The sequence below is a fragment of the Sphingomonas sp. genome, assembly GCF_041661825.1.
Taxonomy (GTDB): Bacteria; Pseudomonadota; Alphaproteobacteria; order Sphingomonadales; family Sphingomonadaceae; genus Sphingomonas.
Window position 1 is genome coordinate 723,270 of sequence record NZ_JBAZTU010000001.1, and the last position, 18,042, is coordinate 741,311.

General features: G+C 65.9%; 18 protein-coding genes. 7 read left to right on the forward strand and 11 right to left on the reverse strand.

The features are described 5' to 3' along the window. The first annotated feature begins 78 nt into the window (after positions 1-78). Both WC729_RS03150 and WC729_RS03155 read left to right on the forward strand, forming a co-directional pair. The gene (locus WC729_RS03150; RefSeq protein ID WP_372849437.1) at positions 79-450 is read left to right on the forward strand and encodes a hypothetical protein; all 372 of its coding nucleotides are present in this window, start codon (positions 79-81) and stop codon (positions 448-450) included. 150 nt (positions 451-600) lie between these two features. After that, positions 601-2,304, forward strand: a complete 1,704-nt coding sequence (locus tag WC729_RS03155; protein WP_372849439.1) for a hypothetical protein — start codon at positions 601-603, stop codon at positions 2,302-2,304. A gap of 43 nt (positions 2,305-2,347) precedes the next feature. On the opposite strand, the gene WC729_RS03160 is transcribed toward WC729_RS03155, so the two are convergent. The 5 genes from WC729_RS03160 to WC729_RS03180 form a co-directional block, all read right to left on the reverse strand. Next, the gene (locus WC729_RS03160; RefSeq protein WP_372849441.1) at positions 2,348-3,163 is read right to left on the reverse strand and encodes a TorF family putative porin; all 816 of its coding nucleotides are present in this window, start codon (positions 3,161-3,163) and stop codon (positions 2,348-2,350) included. Between the two features lie 157 nt (positions 3,164-3,320). Continuing rightward, the gene (locus tag WC729_RS03165) at positions 3,321-4,835 is read right to left on the reverse strand and encodes a SulP family inorganic anion transporter (protein ID WP_372849443.1); all 1,515 of its coding nucleotides are present in this window, start codon (positions 4,833-4,835) and stop codon (positions 3,321-3,323) included. Beyond that, the gene (locus WC729_RS03170) at positions 4,832-5,527 is read right to left on the reverse strand and encodes a carbonic anhydrase (RefSeq protein WP_372849445.1); all 696 of its coding nucleotides are present in this window, start codon (positions 5,525-5,527) and stop codon (positions 4,832-4,834) included. Before WC729_RS03170 ends, WC729_RS03165 begins: the two co-directional genes overlap by 4 nt. An 83-nt stretch (positions 5,528-5,610) precedes the next feature. After that, positions 5,611-6,942, reverse strand: a complete 1,332-nt coding sequence (locus WC729_RS03175) for an ATP-binding protein (protein WP_372849447.1) — start codon at positions 6,940-6,942, stop codon at positions 5,611-5,613. Next, the gene (locus tag WC729_RS03180) at positions 6,939-7,670 is read right to left on the reverse strand and encodes a response regulator (RefSeq protein ID WP_372850985.1); all 732 of its coding nucleotides are present in this window, start codon (positions 7,668-7,670) and stop codon (positions 6,939-6,941) included. The genes WC729_RS03175 and WC729_RS03180 overlap by 4 nt, the downstream gene beginning before the upstream one ends. 160 nt (positions 7,671-7,830) lie before the next feature. Between WC729_RS03180 and WC729_RS03185 the strand changes: the two genes are divergently transcribed. Further along, a complete protein-coding gene (locus WC729_RS03185; protein WP_372849449.1) occupies positions 7,831-8,055 on the forward strand; it encodes a hypothetical protein in 225 nt (74 codons plus the stop codon). Positions 8,056-8,123: 68 nt separating this feature from the next. Here the strand turns inward: WC729_RS03185 and WC729_RS03190 are convergent, their stop codons facing one another. After that, on the reverse strand, positions 8,124-9,080 hold the full coding sequence (locus tag WC729_RS03190; protein ID WP_372849451.1) for a tetratricopeptide repeat protein: 957 nt from the start codon (positions 9,078-9,080) through the stop codon (positions 8,124-8,126). A gap of 252 nt (positions 9,081-9,332) precedes the next feature. Between WC729_RS03190 and WC729_RS03195 the strand changes: the two genes are divergently transcribed. Beyond that, positions 9,333-9,569: a hypothetical protein gene (locus tag WC729_RS03195; RefSeq protein WP_372849453.1), complete on the forward strand. Its 237-nt coding sequence runs from the start codon at positions 9,333-9,335 to the stop codon at positions 9,567-9,569. A gap of 12 nt (positions 9,570-9,581) precedes the next feature. On the opposite strand, the gene WC729_RS03200 is transcribed toward WC729_RS03195, so the two are convergent. Beyond that, positions 9,582-10,283, reverse strand: coding sequence for a glycine zipper 2TM domain-containing protein (locus WC729_RS03200; protein ID WP_372849455.1), 702 nt, complete (start codon positions 10,281-10,283; stop codon positions 9,582-9,584). A 169-nt stretch (positions 10,284-10,452) separates the two neighbouring features. On the opposite strand from WC729_RS03200, the gene WC729_RS03205 reads away from it, so the two are divergent. Next, positions 10,453-11,112 carry an FABP family protein gene (locus tag WC729_RS03205; RefSeq protein WP_372849457.1) on the forward strand — a complete coding sequence of 220 codons (660 nt, stop codon included), beginning with the start codon at positions 10,453-10,455 and terminating at the stop codon, positions 11,110-11,112. A gap of 77 nt (positions 11,113-11,189) precedes the next feature. Continuing rightward, entirely contained in the window at positions 11,190-13,061 is a 1,872-nt protein-coding gene (locus WC729_RS03210; RefSeq protein WP_372849459.1) for a CocE/NonD family hydrolase, read from the forward strand. A gap of 164 nt (positions 13,062-13,225) precedes the next feature. Here the strand turns inward: WC729_RS03210 and WC729_RS03215 are convergent, their stop codons facing one another. The 4 genes from WC729_RS03215 to WC729_RS03230 form a co-directional block, all read right to left on the reverse strand. Then, positions 13,226-13,999: an ABC transporter permease gene (locus WC729_RS03215; RefSeq protein WP_372849461.1), complete on the reverse strand. Its 774-nt coding sequence runs from the start codon at positions 13,997-13,999 to the stop codon at positions 13,226-13,228. Then, positions 13,996-14,931, reverse strand: coding sequence for an ABC transporter ATP-binding protein (locus WC729_RS03220; RefSeq protein ID WP_372849463.1), 936 nt, complete (start codon positions 14,929-14,931; stop codon positions 13,996-13,998). The genes WC729_RS03215 and WC729_RS03220 overlap by 4 nt, the downstream gene beginning before the upstream one ends. Before the next feature lie 66 nt (positions 14,932-14,997). Beyond that, on the reverse strand, positions 14,998-15,744 hold the full coding sequence (locus WC729_RS03225) for a DsbA family protein (RefSeq protein WP_372849465.1): 747 nt from the start codon (positions 15,742-15,744) through the stop codon (positions 14,998-15,000). Beyond that, a complete protein-coding gene (locus tag WC729_RS03230; RefSeq protein ID WP_372849467.1) occupies positions 15,741-17,093 on the reverse strand; it encodes a M48 family metalloprotease in 1,353 nt (450 codons plus the stop codon). The genes WC729_RS03225 and WC729_RS03230 overlap by 4 nt, the downstream gene beginning before the upstream one ends. A 257-nt stretch (positions 17,094-17,350) precedes the next feature. Here WC729_RS03230 and WC729_RS03235 point away from each other — a divergent pair, with 257 nt between their 5' ends. After that, positions 17,351-17,965: a GyrI-like domain-containing protein gene (locus WC729_RS03235; RefSeq protein WP_372849469.1), complete on the forward strand. Its 615-nt coding sequence runs from the start codon at positions 17,351-17,353 to the stop codon at positions 17,963-17,965. The last annotated feature ends 77 nt before the right edge of the window (positions 17,966-18,042 follow it).

Genomic DNA, 18,042 nt, shown 5'->3' on the forward strand with positions numbered 1-18,042 from the left:
ACCCCGGGCAGCGCTTTCGCGCTTGCCTGGGCCGCCCCCTGTGGCAAACCGGGCCACGCTCAATGGGAGTTCGCATCGATGAAGACCGCAGCCCTTATCCCAGCGCTCGCCACCCTCATGCTCGGCGGGTGCGAGCAAGCCTCCGCCCCCGCCCCGGACAATGACAGCGCCGCCGCGGTCGCGCCGGTGAAGCCGGCCGAGAAGGACTATTATGCCGACCGCATCAACGCGCTGACCGACAAGCAGCGTGATGCCGTGTTGCTCAAGGCGATCACGGATGCGGGCGGGGAATGCCCCGCAGTGACCGGATCGGCCGTGCAGGCGCCGGTCGAGGGCCACCATGCCTGGATCGTGCATTGCACCGCCGGCAAGGACCTGCGCGCGCTCGACTGGGTGGTCGTGCTCGGCTCCGGCGGGATGATGAGCATCGTCCGACCGGGTGCGCTTTAAATAGCGGTTGCCACCGAAACGATTTTGTCTCCGATTGCATAAACGCCCCCCGGGCATATCGTCCCGCCTCCGCGCTCATGCCTTGTGCTGCAGACGGCGCAACGCCGGCGACTGCGTAATCGTCGCCCAAATTACAGATGGGGGACGATGATGAGATTCTCGATCAAGGGGCGCCGGATAAGCCGGCGCGGTGCCGCGGCTGCGATGGCGACGATCGCGGGCCTTGGCTTGCTGGCCGCCTGCACGGTGAAACCGGACAAGCCGGCCGGGCCGTCCTATCTTGCCGCCTTCCCGGATTTCGCGCCGGACGTGACCGCGCAATTCCCGGGGGACGTGGACATCGCGCTCAAGACGAAGCTCGAAGGCGAGAAGAAGTTCGCGCAGGTCCAGCGCGAGTTCGATCTCTATTCCTGGCAGATGTTCCTGGCGCTGAACTGGCCGACCGACAACGAAGGCAAGGCTGCGCCCAAGCTCACCGACACCAGCTTCGGCGCGCCGCACTGGACCTTGTGGCATACGTCCAACTCGATCTTCCAGCCCGACGGCGCGACGCCGGCGGCCTGCGCGCAGAAATCGGGCGCGCGCCCGCTCCTGTTGCGCCGCGACCTGAGCAAGCCCGTCAGCCGCGGGTTGAAGGCTTTTTCCGCCCAGGCGACCTCCGGCGCCGATCCGCGCCAGACGCGTTTCCTCGGCGTGGTCTCGGCCGTGGGCGAGCTGAACGCATCCAACCTCGGCGACATCCAGCAGGCCTTTTCGGGGCCGCTGATCGACCAGAATGGCGAGTTCGTCTTTTACGAGATCATGATCGATCCGAACGAGGTCGACTATCTCTGCGCCAACAGCCTCTTCAACATCAACGGCCAGGTCGCCTTCAGCCAGGGCGGCGGCAAGGTGCAGATGCCGTTCGGCACGCCCGACAAGGATTGGGGCGGATCGACCGAACTGAAATTCGCCTGGCGCATCCTGAAAAAAGGCAGCGACGATTTCAGCCGCTTCCACACCCAGCCTGCGGTGGTGATGGACCCCGGGCCCAACGGCGGCACGGTGGAGCGCAAGGTGACGGTCGGCCTGGTCGGCATGCATATCGGCCACAAGAGCTCGACCTCGCCGCAATGGATCTGGTCGACCTTCGAACAGATCGACAATCTCGATGTCGATCCGGTCGCGCATCCGACGCTGAAGCCGTCCTTCGTCGACACCAATTGCCCGGGCTGCGCGGTCAACCAGCTGCCGGTGCAGGTCGGCAAGGACAAAGTCTATCCGCGCATCCCGACCCAGGCATGGCGCGCCATCCCGCTCCCCGGGGACAAGGTGGCGCTGAATGCGCAGGCGCAGGCAGCGCTGAAGAAGATGGGCAGCGTCTGGCAATATTATCAGCTGATCGACACCCAGTGGCCGACCGATCCGAGTGCCCCGCCGACCGCTTGGGACGCCGGCCTGCCGGGAGCGGTAACCAACAAGCCGGGCGGTCATCCGACCCCGACCTTCCTGACCAATATCACGATGGAAACCTATTTCCAGAAGGGCAATCAGGCCGCGTGCAACAGCGAAGAGCTGCCTGACGGCATGAACTGCCCCAATGGCGGCGCGGTCGAGCCGCCCGTGTGGAATTCCGCGCTGAACAATCTGGGCAAGCCGGTGACGCCGGGGGTCAACACCCTGTCGTTCATCACCGAGAGCTGCACGGGGTGCCATAGCTCGGCGGGGATCTGGACCAGCTGGGATCCGGCGACCGGCACCGGCACGAAATCCGGCCAGCTGACCGGGGACTTCTCATGGCTGCTCCAGCAGAAGGCGAGCTATGCGGGAAGTAGTGTTGCGCCGAAGCCGTTGTTCGGGAAGCTTAGGGACTAGACTTCAAGCCCCTCCCCTTCAGGGGAGGGGCTGAAACCGAGACTCAGAAAGCCGCGGTGACCGAGACCACGAGTCTGCTGCCCGCAATCGAGGAGCCGTCCTTGGTGCTGGAGAAATTCGGCTGCAGATAGGCCGACTCCGCCGTGCTGATATCGGTATCGACATAGGCCGCGCCGAGCGTGACCGGGCCGAGCACATAATCGACGCCGAGCAGCCAATCCATATATTTGCCGGTCGGCGCGACGCTGGTGCCGTTCGGGCCGAGGCCAGGATTGCCGTCCGAATAGCCGAGATGCGCCTTCACGGTGATCGGCGTGCTCGGGATGCCAGCGCTGGCATCGCCCCAGATGTAGAAATTGTCCTCGCTCTGCCCGAGGCTCTGCGGCGTGTTCGAGAAATTGCCGAGCGCCTTCTGCTTGGGCGCATAGGCGATGCCGGCGAGCAGGTTGACCGGGCCGGCGGTGCCGCTGACCTTCACATAGGGCTCGGCGAAATCGGTCAGGTCGGCGCCGCCCGGATACATGTACCAGGTCAGGCCGACATCGACCGTGGCGCCGCCGAAGGAATGCTTGAAGCCGCCGATCAGGTCGAGTTCCATGTTGGAGCCGCCGAACGTGCCCCAGCCGGCCAGGTTCGAACCCCAGACGCCTGCATAGAAGCCGCTTTCATGCGCGACGGTGATGCCGCCCTGGATCGCCATTTCCTTGTCGGACTGGGAAACGCCGCGGAAGCGGTAGTCGGAAACGAGCGCGACGCTGCCGGAGACCGTGATCGGCGGCGGCGGCGCGGTGTCCTGCGCGGCGGCAGGGAGTGCGGCGATGGTCATCATGGCCGCGCCAAGGACGTAGAGAGTTTTCATGGGACACCCCTTTGATGGATAGGGTCCCTCCTGCGGCCGGGTCCGCCCTTTCTCTCAGCCTCTGTGGGGAACAGGGGATGGAAAGGGTCGGCCCGGACAGGTTCGTTTTATCGGGCGGCGGGCCGGCACAGGTTGCCGCTTCGTAAGGAAATATTGCTCAGTGGCCCAAAGCCGCCAGTTTCGGTGGCGCTCCGACCAAAGTGACCGGATGGCCCGCGGCGCGGCGGCGGACCAGCCAATCCTTGAGCAACTCGGCGCAGGTGTGATCGATGGTCGCCAGCCGCGACACGTCGAGCCGTACCTTTCCGCCCTGCGGCAGGTCCTCCAGCGCATCAGAGAGCTTGGGCAGAGTCACGAACGTCGCGCTGCCCGAAAGCTGCACCGCCCTGCCCTGATCGTCGTCATGCGACGCGACCTTCAGGCGCAGGCGGCGGACATGCGGGATCAGTTCGAGCAGCGAGAGGCCAATGCCGACCAGCACGCCGGTGAGCAGGTCCTCCACCACGACCAGGATCAGCGTGATCGCCCAGATCGCGGCGGGCAGCATGCCATAGCTGCCGAACAGGTGGCGGACATGCGCGATGCTCACCAGGCGCCAGCCAGTCACGACCAGCACCGCGCCGAGCGCCGCCATCGGGATCTCACGCAGCAGCCACGGTAGCAGCGCGACGAAGCCGAGGATCCAGGCGCCGTGCAAAATGGTCGACAGGCGCGTCGTGGCGCCCGCCTGGACGTTGGCCGAGCTGCGCACGATCACGCCCGTCATCGGCAGCGCGCCGGCGATGCCGCACAACAGGTTGCCGATGCCCTGAGCACGCAGCTCCTTGTTGTAGTTGGTGCGGACGCCATCGTGCATCTTGTCGACCGCGGCGGCCGACAGCAGTGTCTCGGCGCTGGCGATGAAGGCAATGGCGAGCGCCGCGACGATCACCGAGGGATCCATCCATTTGGCGAGCAGGTCGGGCCCGGGCAGCGCGATGGCCGACGCGATCGACTGAGGGACGTCGACGCGGGTCACGTCGAGGCCAAGGGTGAAAGCGGCCAGGGTGCCGGCCATCACGCCGATCAGCGCGCCGGGCACCTGCTTCAGCGCGGCGGGGCGGAAGCGTTCCCAGCCCAGCATCGTGCCGATGGTCAGCAGGCCGATCGCGAAGGCGCGCTCGACGCCCGAGACGTCCATCGACAGGCCGAGCACCCGGCCCGGCATCGCGGCGATATTGGCAAGGCCGCTGGACAAGGGGGTCGCATCGAACAGGACATGGAACTGGCCGACCACGATCAGCACGCCGATGCCGGCGAGCATGCCGTGGACCACGGCGGGCGAGATGGCGCGGAACCAGCCGCCCAGCCTGGCGATGCCGGCGATCACCTGGATGATGCCGGCCAGGATCAGGATGGGACCGAGCGCCGACAGGCCCTTGTCGCGCACCAGCTCGAACACGATGACGGCTAGGCCCGCGGCGGGGCCGCTGACCTGCAGCGGCGATCCGGCGAGGAAGCCGACCACGACTCCGCCGATGATGCCGGTGATCAGCCCCCTTTCGGGCGGGACGCCCGAGGCGACCGCGATGCCCATGCAGAGGGGCATCGCGACGAGGAAGACGACGATCGAGGCAGTGAAGTCACGCGAAATAACGCTGAATGACGGCAGTTCGAAACCGGCGACCTTCATTCCGCCGCCTCCAGCAGCTCGATGCCGTTGGCAAGGCGCTGCCCCGCCGGCACCGCGACCGGCAGCGGGCGATCGTCCCGTACGGTGGCGAAGCGGCCGCTCACGCCGTCGAGCGCCAGGATCGCGCCTTCGCGGATATCGACGAACCAGCCGTGCAGGGTCATCTGGCCGCGGGCGATCGCCGAGGCGACCGAGGGGTGCGTGCGCAGATGTGCGATCTGCGCGACGATGTTTTCCAGCGCGGCCGTGCGGACCCGCTCGGCATCCTCCATATGCGGGTAGCATTCATTGACCACGCTGGCCGCGGCATTGCTGTGGCGCAGCCACGCCGCGACATTGGGCATGCGCTCGAGCCCTTCGGGGTTCATCAGCGCCTTCATCGCGCCGCAGTCCGAATGGCCGCACACGATGATGTCGCGCACGCCGAGCGCCATCACGGCATATTCGACCGTGGAGGACACGCCGCCATTGTGATTGGAAAAGGGCGGGACGATGTTGCCGGCGTTGCGGCATACGAACAGGTCGCCGGGCCCGGCCTGCATGATCTGTTCGGGCACCACGCGCGAATCCGCGCAGGAAATCATCAGCGCCTTGGGGCTCTGCCCGTCATTCACCAGCTTGGCGAAAAGGGCGCTCTGGTTGGGGAAAACCTGTTTCTCGAAACTGAGGACGCGGCCGATAAGGTCGTTCACTGCTTAGCTCCTGCTGCCGGCCCATCACATCGGGCGCGGCTTAGGCAGGCTATCTAGGATCGCTATTTTGCTGCGATGCCGCATCACTGTAAGGAATCATGTCTCCCCAGCGGCAGAATGATTTCAGCGCGCAGGCCGCCTTCGCGGCGGTTCGACAGGCGGAGCGTCCCACCCTCATTCTCGATCGTCTTGACCACGATCGACAGGCCGAGCCCGAAGCCGACCGTGTCGCGGCGGCGCGCGCTGTCGAGCCGGACGAAGGGCTCGAGCACTGCCTCGAGCGATTCCTGAGGGATGCCGGGGCCGTCGTCATCGACCCAGATGGTGATATGCTCGCGGCGGCCGGCCAGCGTGATCGTCACGGCATTGCCATGGTGCAGCCCGTTCTCGACGAGGTTGCCGATCGCCCGGCGCATCGCGGACGGGCGGATCACCGCATCCAAATGGTCGGGGCCGACATAACGCACGTCCCGGCCGGTATCCCCGGCATTGTCGGCGATCGTGGCGCACAGCACCGCCAGGTCGATCAGGGCGGGCGCCTCGGCATCCCGATCTCCGCCGAGAAAGGCGAGCAGCGAGGAGACCATCGCCTCCATCTCGGCGATGTCGGCATGGATCGTATCGCGCAGCTCCGGCTCGACGACGCGGTCGGCACGGAGCCGCAACCGGGCGAGCGGGGTGCGCAGATCGTGGCCCACCGCCGCCAGCGCCTGGGTGCGATCGACGATCAGGCGGTGGATACGCGCCTGCATCCGGTTGAACGCGCCGATCACGCGGCGGACCTCGCCCGGGCCCGCTTCGGGCACCTGCGCCTGGTCGGGGCTGCCGAACCGATCGGCGGCGTCGGCAAGCTGGCGCATCGGCTGCAGGGTGCGGCGGATCAGCAGGCCGCCCAACAGCATCGCCGCGATCGCCAGCAGTGAGGCGACCAGGATGCGGCTTGGCGCAAAATCGAGATTGGGGACGGGTTTCAGCGTCTGGAAATGCAGCCAGCTCCCGTCGGGCAGAGTCACCCCGCCGACCACCACTGAGCTGCTGCCGAGCGACACGACCCGGAAGCGCAGGTCAGTCGGCGAGAGCGTCGGCTCCCACGCGACGACTTCCTTGCGCATGCTGTCGAGCGACGGCGCGAGCGGCGGGGGCGGGGGGCGGCTGCGCTCCCACGCCATCATGTAGTGATCGGTCGAGAGTTCGGCCGCCATCGCCGGGCGCTCCGTCGCAGGCAGCTCGGCGACGAGACGGCGCGCGATCACCAGATGCTCGGCCAGCCGCCGCGCCCGGTCGCCGCTCAGCGAGAAATGGCTCGCGCGCTCATAGAGGATCGTGCTGGCGGTAAACTCGACGATGACGACCAGCAGCAGGATCGCGACGATCCGCCCGAGCAGGCCGATCGACGGGCGCACGAAATGCCTCAACTGCGCGTGACGCCCGTGTTGAACATATAGCCGACGCCGCGAACGGTGACGATCGGGGCCGGCTTGTCGCCCTGCGTGAGCTTGCGGCGCAGCCGGCTGACCAGCACGTCGACGCTGCGATCCGAGCTGTCGGTCAGCCGGGTACGCGACAATTCGATCAGCCGCTCGCGCGCGATGACGCGCCCGGCATGGTCGAGCAGGCTGGTGAGCAGGTCGAACTCGGCGCCGGTCAGCTCGACCACCGCGCCGGCCGGCGACAGCAGTTCGCGGCGCGGCAGATTGACCGTCCAGCCATCGAAGCTGAGCACGCCCTGCTCGCGCTCGCCGCCGCGCCGGTCGAGTGCGCCGCGGCGCAGCACGGCGCGCACCCGGGCGGCGAGCTCGCGCGTGCCGAAGGGTTTGGCGAGATAGTCGTCGGCGCCCAGCTCGAGCCCGATCACGCGGTCGGTTTCGCTGCCCTTGGCGCTGACGAAGATGATCGGCACGTCGCTGGTCTTGCGCAGCTGGCGGCACAGATCGATGCCGCTGGTGCCGGGCAGCATGATGTCGAGCAGCACCAGATCGACCGGCCCTGCCTTCAGCGCGAGCCACATCTCGGGCGCGGCGGAAGCCGGGCGGACGATATAGCCATGCTCCTGCAGCGCGCGCGTCGAGAGCGTGCGAAGTGCCGGGTCGTCTTCGACCAGCAGGATGGTGGGGGCGACGTCGGGGCTGAGGCGTTGGTTCATTGCTGTCATGTTGCAGTGCGAGGTAAGTACGCGTTCCGTAAGGGTCAATCGCTTCCGCGACTGTAATCCGGCCAGCAACAATTTGTCACGGACTGGCGCCCGGCCAGCAAAACCGGCTCGGCTAATGGGCATACTCGCAATCATTTACGAGGAACAGTCCATGCTTGTCCGTACCCTTCTCGGCGCCGCGCTGCTCAGCGCCGCCGTCCCCGCCTTCGCCGTATCGGACACTCCCCGCTCCGACGCGGCGAAGACCTGCGCGCTCGCGCCGCAGCTCGCCCCGCACGGCAAGGGCGTGACCACCCCGATCGTCAAGTGCGAGGCAAAGGCGGCCGAAATCGCCCGCAACGACCAGCCGACCAAGGCGCCGGTCGCCCGCAACTAAGTCTCCCGTCTTTACCCTGCCCCCTTCCCGTCATGCCGATCCTGCGCGGCATGACGGGCTTTTTTTGCCTAGTGCCGCCGGAACCGTGCCTCGTCCTCCGCGCCCGCGATCAGCGACTGCGCTCGCCCGATGCCGGTATTGACGTCGTCCCCGCGTTTCGCCGCCCCGGCGCGCCGGTACAGGTCGATCGCCCGCGGATACTCGCCCCGCTCCTCGGCGCAGAGGCCCATGTTGAACAGAATCGAAGGCTGGCCGGGCTGCTGGCGCTCGATCGCCTCCCAGCCCGCACAGGCGCCCGCACTGTCGCTCTTGGTCTGCTTCAGCACTGCCTTGAACTGGTCCGACAGCGGCTTCGGCAGGCCGGCGCGGTCTTCGCGGTAGCGGGGCTTGTAGGTCTCGCCGTGCGGCGCGATGTCGCCGCGCACTTCTCCCGCGATCCCGTCGATCATGCTCGAAATCGTCGCCTCGGCGCTGCGCGACGGGCTCTCGCCCGGGCACCAGCTGATCGTGTCGCTGCGCGGTTTGGTCACGGTGTAGACGATCGCCCCGTCGCGCGTGCGCACGATGCGCAGCGACGCGGTCAGGCTCGTGGTGCGCTCCGTGCACTGGACCGGCACATCCTCATATTTGGTGCACTTGCCTTCGCCGCGCTTGCCCGGCTCGACCGGCGCACGCTCCACACAGCGATTGCGCGTCAACTGCACCCGGTGCTCCTCCCAGTCCGACGTCGCCGATCCGCTCAGCACGCCATCAGCCCGGGCGCCGGGATCGCCGAGCAGGGTGAAATGCGGCCCGCCGCCATTCTGCGCCTGGGACAGTGCATTGCCGATCGCGTTGGAAAGCTGTGCGCCGTCGCGGCCGCGGAACTGGTCGATCGCGAGGCGCTGCAGATAGCTCGCCTCGCGGTTCTGCGCGGGGAAGCGCCCGCTGATCGTGATCGTCTCGGCGATGGCGGCACCGGCTGTGACCGCCGCCAGGATCGCGGCAGCCCGCAAGGCGCGTCGGCGCGTGATGAAGCTGATCATGGCAGCCCCCCGGAAAGTCGAATCGGCCACGCAACGATAGCCGGTACGAAGGACGCGACCAACAATCTCTGTTAAAAGCGAAAGACTCCGCGGGCGCCCGCCCCTTGAGAGGGAACATGCGGCATATTATATCGTGTTACGATATAAACCAGCGAACGGGCAATCGGCAAACAGGCGGCACGACGCTGGCGGCCGCCACAAGCGAGTGGGCATGCGTCATGCGCGCTGCCCGCTTGATCGGAGAAAGGCGCGATGCCTGGTTTTTATGTGGTCCTGGGTGCGACGGCCGCGATCCTGCTGTTTCTCTGGCATCGCGGCAACCAGCGGCGCGATACCGACCAGGCCGATATCGACCATCATGGCCGTGGCGTGGCCGACGAGGCAGCGACGGCGATCGGCGACGTGGCGCGCGAGGTCATCGGCCCGGCCGCCAGCGACAAGAAAGGCCCCGCCGGTCATCCCGACGGGGCCCCTCACGCGGACGGGTGATTGCTCAACCGATCAGCGGCAGCGGACATCGCTGTTGTTCTGGTCGATCGACTTGCCGGCCAGCGCGCCCAGCGCACCGCCGATCAGCGTGCCGGCCGCCCGGTTGCGGCCGCCATCAATGATGTTGCCCAGGATGCCGCCGCCGATGGCGCCGACGATCAGGCCGGTCGTGCCGTCATTGCGCTTGCAATAATAGCGCCCGTCCGACCCGCGATATACCTCGTCGTTCGAGGACAGGCGGCGCTCGGTATAGCGGGGATCGTCGCGATAGTAGCGCGAGGCGTCATAGTCGGTCGCGAAGCGGCGATCGTCGTCGCGCCCGGCAATCGGCCCGCGATCGTCGCGCCCATAGCCGTCGCGGTCGTTCTGGCGCGCCCAGCGCAGCGAACGGCTGAGGTCGTCCAGGCGGGTGAGGATGATCTGGCGGCGCTGCGGCGTCAGGCGGCCACGGTTCAGGTCAGAGCGGATGCTGTTGAGCTGATATTGCGCGCGGCGTGCCTCGCGCCGGTCGAGGCTGCGATCCGCCACGCCGCGGTCGATCCGCTGCTGCAGGAAGGAAATGCGCTCGCGCGGGCTGTCGGGCGCACCGCGCCAAAAGGCCTCGCGGTCCCAGCTCGAGCTGTTGTTGCCGCGCCAATCCTGCGCCTGCACCGCCAGCGGCACCGTGCCGATCGCCGCAAGCGCGACGGCGCTGCAAAAAGTGATGATCTTCATATTCCTGCTCCTGAGACTCTAATCGTTCGATACGATTGCGTACTGAACCCCTCAGGGGCGAATAAGTGCCATTCCGGTCTCAATATTCGCGCGCACCCGCCCCTTGCGCCGCTCAGGCAGCGCGCATAGCGATTGGCCTTTCTCGCCTTCGACCGGAAAAGGGCCCCAGATGAACTTGCACGAGGACGTCTTCACCGAACCGAGCGACGTCGATCCCGACACGCTGGCCAATCTCGGGCCGCTGCGGCGACTGGCGGGGCGCTGGCATGCGCGCAAGGGCATCGATCTCAATCCCAAGGCCGACGGGCCGGAACGCCGCGTCTTCATCGAGCGGATCAATTTCGAGCCGATCGACCCGCAGGCCAACGGGCCACAGCTGCTTTACGGCTTGCGCTACCACATCCACATCACGACCGAGGAGGAGGACATCACCTTCCACGACCAGGTCGGCTATTGGCTGTGGGAGCCGGCGACGGGCATGGTGCTGCAGACCGTCGCGATCCCGCGCGGTCAGGTGGCACTCGCTTCGGGCCAGTCCACGCCCGATGCGGACAGCATCGTGGTGACCGCAACGCGCGGCCTGACCGAGAGCGGCATCTGCTCCACTGCCTTTCTCGAATATGCCTTCCGCACCGACAGCTACCGGATCGAGATCAACTTCAACCCGGACGGCACCTTCAGCTACGTCACCGACACGATGCTCATCGTGCACGGCCGAGACGAGCCCTTCGCGCACCGCGACGAGAACACCTTGAAAAAGGTCGGAGAGCCCAAACTCAATCCGCTCGCGGCCATCCTGGCGAAACGGGCTGCCCACAAGGCGCCATGACGGCCCGATCGCCACGCCGCGATTGACTTCCCTCCCCCCAACCGCAGGATGCGCGCCATCCAGCCACGGAGAACCTCGTGCATCATCTGAAATCCGCCTGCGCGCTTTCTGCCCTCCTGCTCGGCGCGACGGCACCCGTGCTTGCCCGCCCCCAGGCCGCCCCCGCCCCCGCTCCCGCCACCGCCGCGCAATCCCCCTATATCCTCGAAGAGGTGATGGTGCCGATGCGCGATGGCGCGAAGATGCAGACCGTCATCCTGCGCCCACGCAACCAGACCGGCCCGTTGCCGATCCTGTTCTCGCGCACCCCGTACGGCCTGAACCTCACCGCGCCCGCCTCGGTGCCCAAGGCCTGGGCGGCACTCGACAAGGACGGCTATATCTTCGTCTCGCAGTCGATGCGTGGGCGCTTCAAGTCCGACGGCGTCTTCACCCTGTCGACCGCAGTCCACCCGAGTGATCCCAAGGCGATCGACGAAGCGACCGACGCGTACGACTCGATCGACTGGCTGGTGAAGAACGTGCCGGACAATAACGGCAAGGTCGGCATGTTCGGCGTCTCCTATCCGGGCTTCGCAGCCGCAGTCGCGCTTGCCCATCCGCACCCGGCGCTGAAGGCGGTCAGCCCGCAGGCGGCGTGGATCGACTACTGGCAAAACGACGATCTCCACCGCAACGGCGCGCTCCGCCTGAGCTATGCGACCGACTGGGTCTCCTCGCTCCAGATCGACAAGACCGACAACAAGACGTTCGAGTATGACAGCTACGACACTTACGACTGGTTCCTGAAGCTCGGCCCGGTCGAGAATCTCGACAAGCTCTATTTCAAGGGCCGGGTGCCGATGTTCACTGCGCTGCTCGACCACCCCAATCACGACAGCTTCTACACTGACCAGCGCTGGAGCGACTCGCTCGGCAAGGCGACGGTGCCGACGCTCAACGTCGCCGGCTATTGGGACCAGGAGGATCCCTGGGGCTCCTGGCAGATCTATTTCAAGCAGAAGGAGAATGATCCCGACGGGCTGGTGTCGATGGTCTCGGGTCCCTGGGCGCACGGCACCTGGCGCACGCCGAACGACAGCCTCGGCCCGATCCCGTACGGCGTGCCGAGCGGTCAGCAGTTCCTCGAACAGATCGAGGCGCCCTTCTTCGCCTATTGGCTCCACGGCAAGGGCAAGCGCCCCGAAGCCGGGGTGAAGAGTTTCCAGAGCGGCAGCTGGAAATGGCAGGACTACAAGAGCTGGCCCACGGCCGGTGCGAAGGCGAAGGACCTGTTCCTCCATGCCGACGGCTCACTCTCCTTCTCCGCGCCCGCGTCCGGCGAAGCCTGCCGCGACTATGTCTCCGATCCGGCGAACCCGGTGCCGTTCCGCCAGCGGCCGATGTCGGGCACCTATCTCAGCCCCGACTGGCGCTGGTGGGAAGCGGCCGACCAGCGCTTCCTTGGCGGCCGACCCGATGTGCTGAACTATATGACCGCACCGCTATCCGAGGACCTCACCGTCACCGGCACCGTCGCGGCAAAGCTGATGGCCTCGACCAGCGGCACCGACAGCGATTTCGTGGTCAAGCTGATCGACGTCTTCCCCGACACGTACGCAAAGGCGCCGGAGCAGCTGCAGGTCGGCGATTATGCGAAATCCTTGAACGGCTATCAGCTTCCGATCGCGATGGACGTGCGCCGCGGCCGCTTCCTCGCCAGCGACACCGCCCCCCAGGCGCTGGTGCCGGGCAAGGTGGTGGCGTGGGACGTGCCGCTGCACGAGCGCGACCATGTCTTCCTCAAGGGCCACCGCATCATGGTGCAGGTCCAGTCGAGCTGGTTCCCGATGCTCGACCGCAACCCGCAGAAGTTCGTGCCGAACATCATGCGGGCCAAGGCAGGGGATTTCGTGAAAGCGACGCAGAAGGTTTGCGCGGGCTCGAAGGTGACGCTGCCGGTGATGTAATCTGTTCCTCCCCGGAACGGGGAGGGGGACCGCCCGCCTTCTTCAGGCGGGTGGTGGAGGGGCTTGGAGCGCGAAACGCCTGCCCCGCGCTCCAAGCCCCTCCACCATTTGCAGAAGATGCAAATGGTCCCCCTCCCCCGCTTTGCGGGGGAGGAACGAGAAGGTCAGTTCTTCAGCCGCCAGCCGGTCTTGAAGATCCACCCGACCAGCACGAGGCACGCCACCAGGAACAGCGCCGTCACGCCCAGGCTCACCAGCACGCTCACATCGCCCTTGTCGAAGAACGCCCAGCGGAACCCGCTGACCAGATAGACCACCGGGTTGAACAGGCTCACCGTGCGCCACGGCTCGGGCAACATGTCGATCGAATAGAAGGAGCCGCCGAGAAAGGTCAGCGGCGTGACCAGCAGCGCGGGCACGAACGACAGCTGCTCGAACCCCTTGGCCCAGATGCCGATGATGAAGCCGAACAGGCTGAACGTCACGCTGGTCAGCACCAGGAAGCTCAGCATCGCGATCGGGTGCGCGATCTGCAACGGCACGAACAACGCCGCCGTCGCCAGGATGATCAGCCCCAGCACGATCGACTTGGTCGCCGCCGCGCCCACATAGCCCACCACCATCTCCATCGGCGAGACGGGTGCCGAGAGCAGCTCGAACATCGTCCCCGTGAATTTTGGGAAGTAGATGCCGATCGATGCGTTGGAGATGCTCTGAGTCAGCAGTGACAGCATGATCAGGCCCGGCACGATGAAGCTGCCATACCCGACGCCACCGACCTCCTGCATGCGCGATCCGATCGCCCCGCCGAACACCACGAAATAGAGCGAGGTGGTGATGACCGGCGTGACGAGGCTCTGCCAAAGAGTGCGCAGCGCCCGGGCCATTTCGAAGCGATAGATCGCCCAGATGCCGTGCGTGTTGATACCGGCACTCATGCTGCTTGCTCCGTCGGCTTGTGGGCGACCAGGTCGACGAAGATGTCCTCGAGCGAACTCTTGTGCGTCTCGAGGTCCTTGTAGCCGATACCAAGCTCGGCGAGCTTGGCGAGCAACGTGGGGATATGCTCGTCCTCGGCGTTGAAATTATAATTCAGCGTATGGCCCTCATCGGCCAGCTCGACCTGCCACTCGCCGAGCGCGGCGGGAACGCTCGTCATCGGCTCCTGCAGCGAGATCAGCATCTGGCGCTTGCCCAGCCGCTTCATCAACTCGGCCTTCTGCTCGACCAGGATGATCTTGCCCTTGTCGATCACCCCGACCCGGTCGGCCATCTCCTCCGCCTCGTCGATATAGTGCGTGGTGAGGATGATGGTCGTGCCCTTCTCGCGCAGCCGGTGGATCAGCTTCCACATGTCGCGGCGCAGCGACACGTCCACGCCGGCGGTCGGCTCGTCGAGGAACAATATGTCGGGCTCGTGGCTCAATGCCTTGGCGATCAGCACGCGGCGCTTCATGCCGCCTGAAAGCTCCATGATCTTCGCCTTGCGCTTGTCCCACAAGGAGAGGTCGCGCAGCACCTGCTCGACATAGTCCTCATGCCCGGGCCGGCCGAACAACCGGCGGCTGAAGCGCACTGTCGCCAGCACCGTCTCGAACATGTCGACCGACAATTCCTGCGGCACCAGCCCGATCAGCCGACGCGCCGAACGATAATCGGTCAGCGCATCATGCCCCATCACCGTGACGGTGCCGGAGGACGGCGTGACGATGCCGCAGATGATGCTGATCAGCGTCGTCTTGCCCGCGCCGTTCGGTCCGAGCAGCGCGAAGATTTCGCCCTTTTTGATATCGAGATCGACCGGTTCCAGGGCGCGCTGGCCCGAAGCATAGGTCTTGGAGACGCCCTTTACGGACAGGATGGTTTCCATGAAGCCCCTTTTCGTTGGCGCACAAATAAGGACGCAGCCAACGCGGAACAACCGTAGCGCGAAAACTCAGCTCTTCGCGCGAGCGTCTGCCACCGCTTTCTGCAGTTCCTCGAACGACAGGACCGAGGACACGACCTGGTTGCCGATCACGAAGCTCGGCGTGCCGGTCATACCGAGCTGGCGCATCACCTGCAGGTTGGTGGCGATCTCCGCCTCGGCGCGCGGCCCGAAGGCGGCGGCGCGCTGCAGGTCGACGCCCGCCTTCTGCGCGGCGGCGGTCATGCTCTCCGGCGTCACCTGCCCTGCGGCATAGAGCGCATCGTGGAAGGCCGCGAACTTGCCCTGGTCCGCGGCGGCCAGACTCAGCTTGGCTGCGGCGGCGCTGGTCTCCGCCAGGATCGGCAGCTCGCGATAGACCACTTTCACCTTGGGGTCGGACGCGATGAGCTGTGCGACATGGGGCAGGCTAGCGCGGCAATATCCGCAATTATAGTCGAAATATTCGACCACGGTGACGTCGCCATTGGGGTTGCCGGCCCAGGCGTTGCCGAACGGCTTGAGGATCGCGCTCGCATTGGCATCGATCACCTTGCCCGCCTCGCGCTCGCGCAGCCGCTGCATCGCCTCGGGGATGATCTCGGGATGCGCGAGCACATAATCGCGCACGACGCGCTCGACACGCGCCTGGTCGGCACTGCCCAGCGACGACGGCGCGGCGCGCTGGAACAGCCAGAAGGCGCCCGCGCCAACCAGGGCCGCCACCAGCGCCAGCGCGGCGAGCCCCAGCGGATTCTTAGAGAGACGTTCGATCATCGGCGCTTATACTTTTTCGGGTTGTCGTCCATTTCGTTCTGCGCGGTCATTGCGATGTCCTGCGCGCGAATCCAGTCGGTCGTGTTGGGCGGGATGCCCTGCATCGCACCCCGCGCGGCATAGGCCGCGGTGCGCACGTCGCCGGTCAGGCTTGCCTGCTCGGCCGTCGCCAGCAGCGCGCGCGGCTCGTCGCCCGTCCGCGAATAGGCAGTGCCGAGCTGATACCAGGCAAAGGGATTGTCGTCGTCGCGCGCCACCGCCTGGCGCAGCACCCGGATCGCCTCGGCATAGTTCGCCTTGTTGTCGGTCGCGATCAGCGCGTGGCCGAAGGTGGTGGCGATCAGCGGGGAATTGTTCGACCGGTCAGTCGCCTCGCGCAGCGGCGCCAGCGCTTCGGCCGGCTTGCCTGCCTCAAGCAGGATCTGGCCCTTGATCTCCAGGAAATAGGGGTCGTGCGGCGCCGCCTTTACCAGGGCCTCGGACTCGGCATCGGCTTTTTCCGGATATCCGGCCTTATGCCAGGCATAAGCGCGGGCATAATGCGCATAGACCGACAGGTCGCTCTCCGGGAAATCGTTCAGCGTCTGCTGATAGGTCGAGACATAACCGTGGAGCTTCGCCTTCACCCGGCGGAACCGCTCCTCCAGCGCCGGATCGTTCGGCTTGGTCCACGCAGGCGACGCCATGACGTCGCCGGTGAGGTTGGCGATGCGCGCGCCGCTGAGGGGATGGCTCTGGGCGAAGGGATCGATATTGCTCAAGCCGTAGGAATATTCCTCGTTCTGCAGCTTCTTGAAGAAGCTCAGCATGCCGCGCCCGCTGACTCCGGCCTCGCGCAGGAACTTCGCGCCGGTGGCGTCCGCCGTCGCTTCCTGCACCCGGGTGAAGGCCAGGAACTTGCCCATCGCCGCGGTCTGGCCCGCCGCCAGGATGCCGGCGCCGGCATCGCCGGCACCCGCCGCCATCGCGGCGATGCCAAGCACCATGCTGAGGATGGTGATGCCGAGCGCCGGCCTGGTGCCTTCGCCCTGCAGGATGACATGCCCGTCGGCGATATGACCCAGCTCGTGCGCAATCACGCCCTGGACTTCATTGGCATTGTCCGCCGCCTGGATCAGGCCCGAATGGACATAGACGGTCTGCCCACCGACGACGAAGGCGTTGATCGAATCGTCGTTGATCAGGACGACGCGCACATTGTTGGGCGACAGCCCGGCGGCCAGGATCAGCCCGCGCGACATGTCGTTGAACATGGCTTCGGTCTCGGCATCGCGCAGGATCGACTGCGCGAAGGCCGGTTGCGCCCAGAGGAGGATGGAAACCGCGAACGCCGCGATGAGCCGCTTCATGGCCGACATATCGCCGAGAAATCCCTCACAGGCAATTGAAGTGGGGCAATTCCTGCGGCGTGAGGGGTGAATGGGGGGTGAAGCCCCTCAGGCTGAGCGAAAACCCGCCAATCGTGCGATCTGCTCCAACGATCTCAAATCCGATCTATGGCAAGCAATCTTCGACTACTCCTGCCCCTCCCTCGGCCGCTTCCTAGACGCGTCTCAACCCTTATAAGCGGTGGTAGCCTCGAAGACGCGCAGCGGGAGGATGATGCGTGACTAAGCTCGACCTCAAGAAGGAATATCGGTGGCTGTTCAGCCCACCGACGCACAATTTCGTGGAGGTGATGCCTCCAATAATGCCCTTTGTGAAGGTAGACGGCGTGGGCGACCCCAATCGTGCCGCCGCGTACAGGACGGCGATCGAATGGCTGTACGGCGTCAGCTATGCGATGAAGTTTGTGGCTAAGAACGTATTGACCCGCGACTATGTGGTACCGCCGCTCGAAGCGCTGTGGTGGTCCGACGATCCCGGCACCTTTGTCCGCCGCGAGAAAGATCGCTGGCAGTGGACGGTCATGATTATGGCGCCCGACTTCGTCACCGGTGCGATGTTCGAGGATGCCGTGATGAAAACGCTGACCAAGCGGAATGATCGCCCGTCATCCCTGCGGTTCGAGCCCTATCTCGAAAGCCGATCGCTACAGATCATGCACATCGGCAGCTATGACGACGAAGGCCCGGTGTTGAAGCGTCTGCACGACGATGTAATGCCTGGCCTGGGCGTTACTTTCGATGGCCCCCATCATGAGGTTTACCTCAGCGATCCCCGCAAGACGGAGCCGGCTAAGCTCAAAACCATCCTTCGGCAGCCGATCCGAAACGTCTGACCTGGGCGACGCCGCCGACGAGGGCAGCTATTATCACTCGGCTCCCCAAAAACAGTCCGCCTTCAATCCTCCGGTCT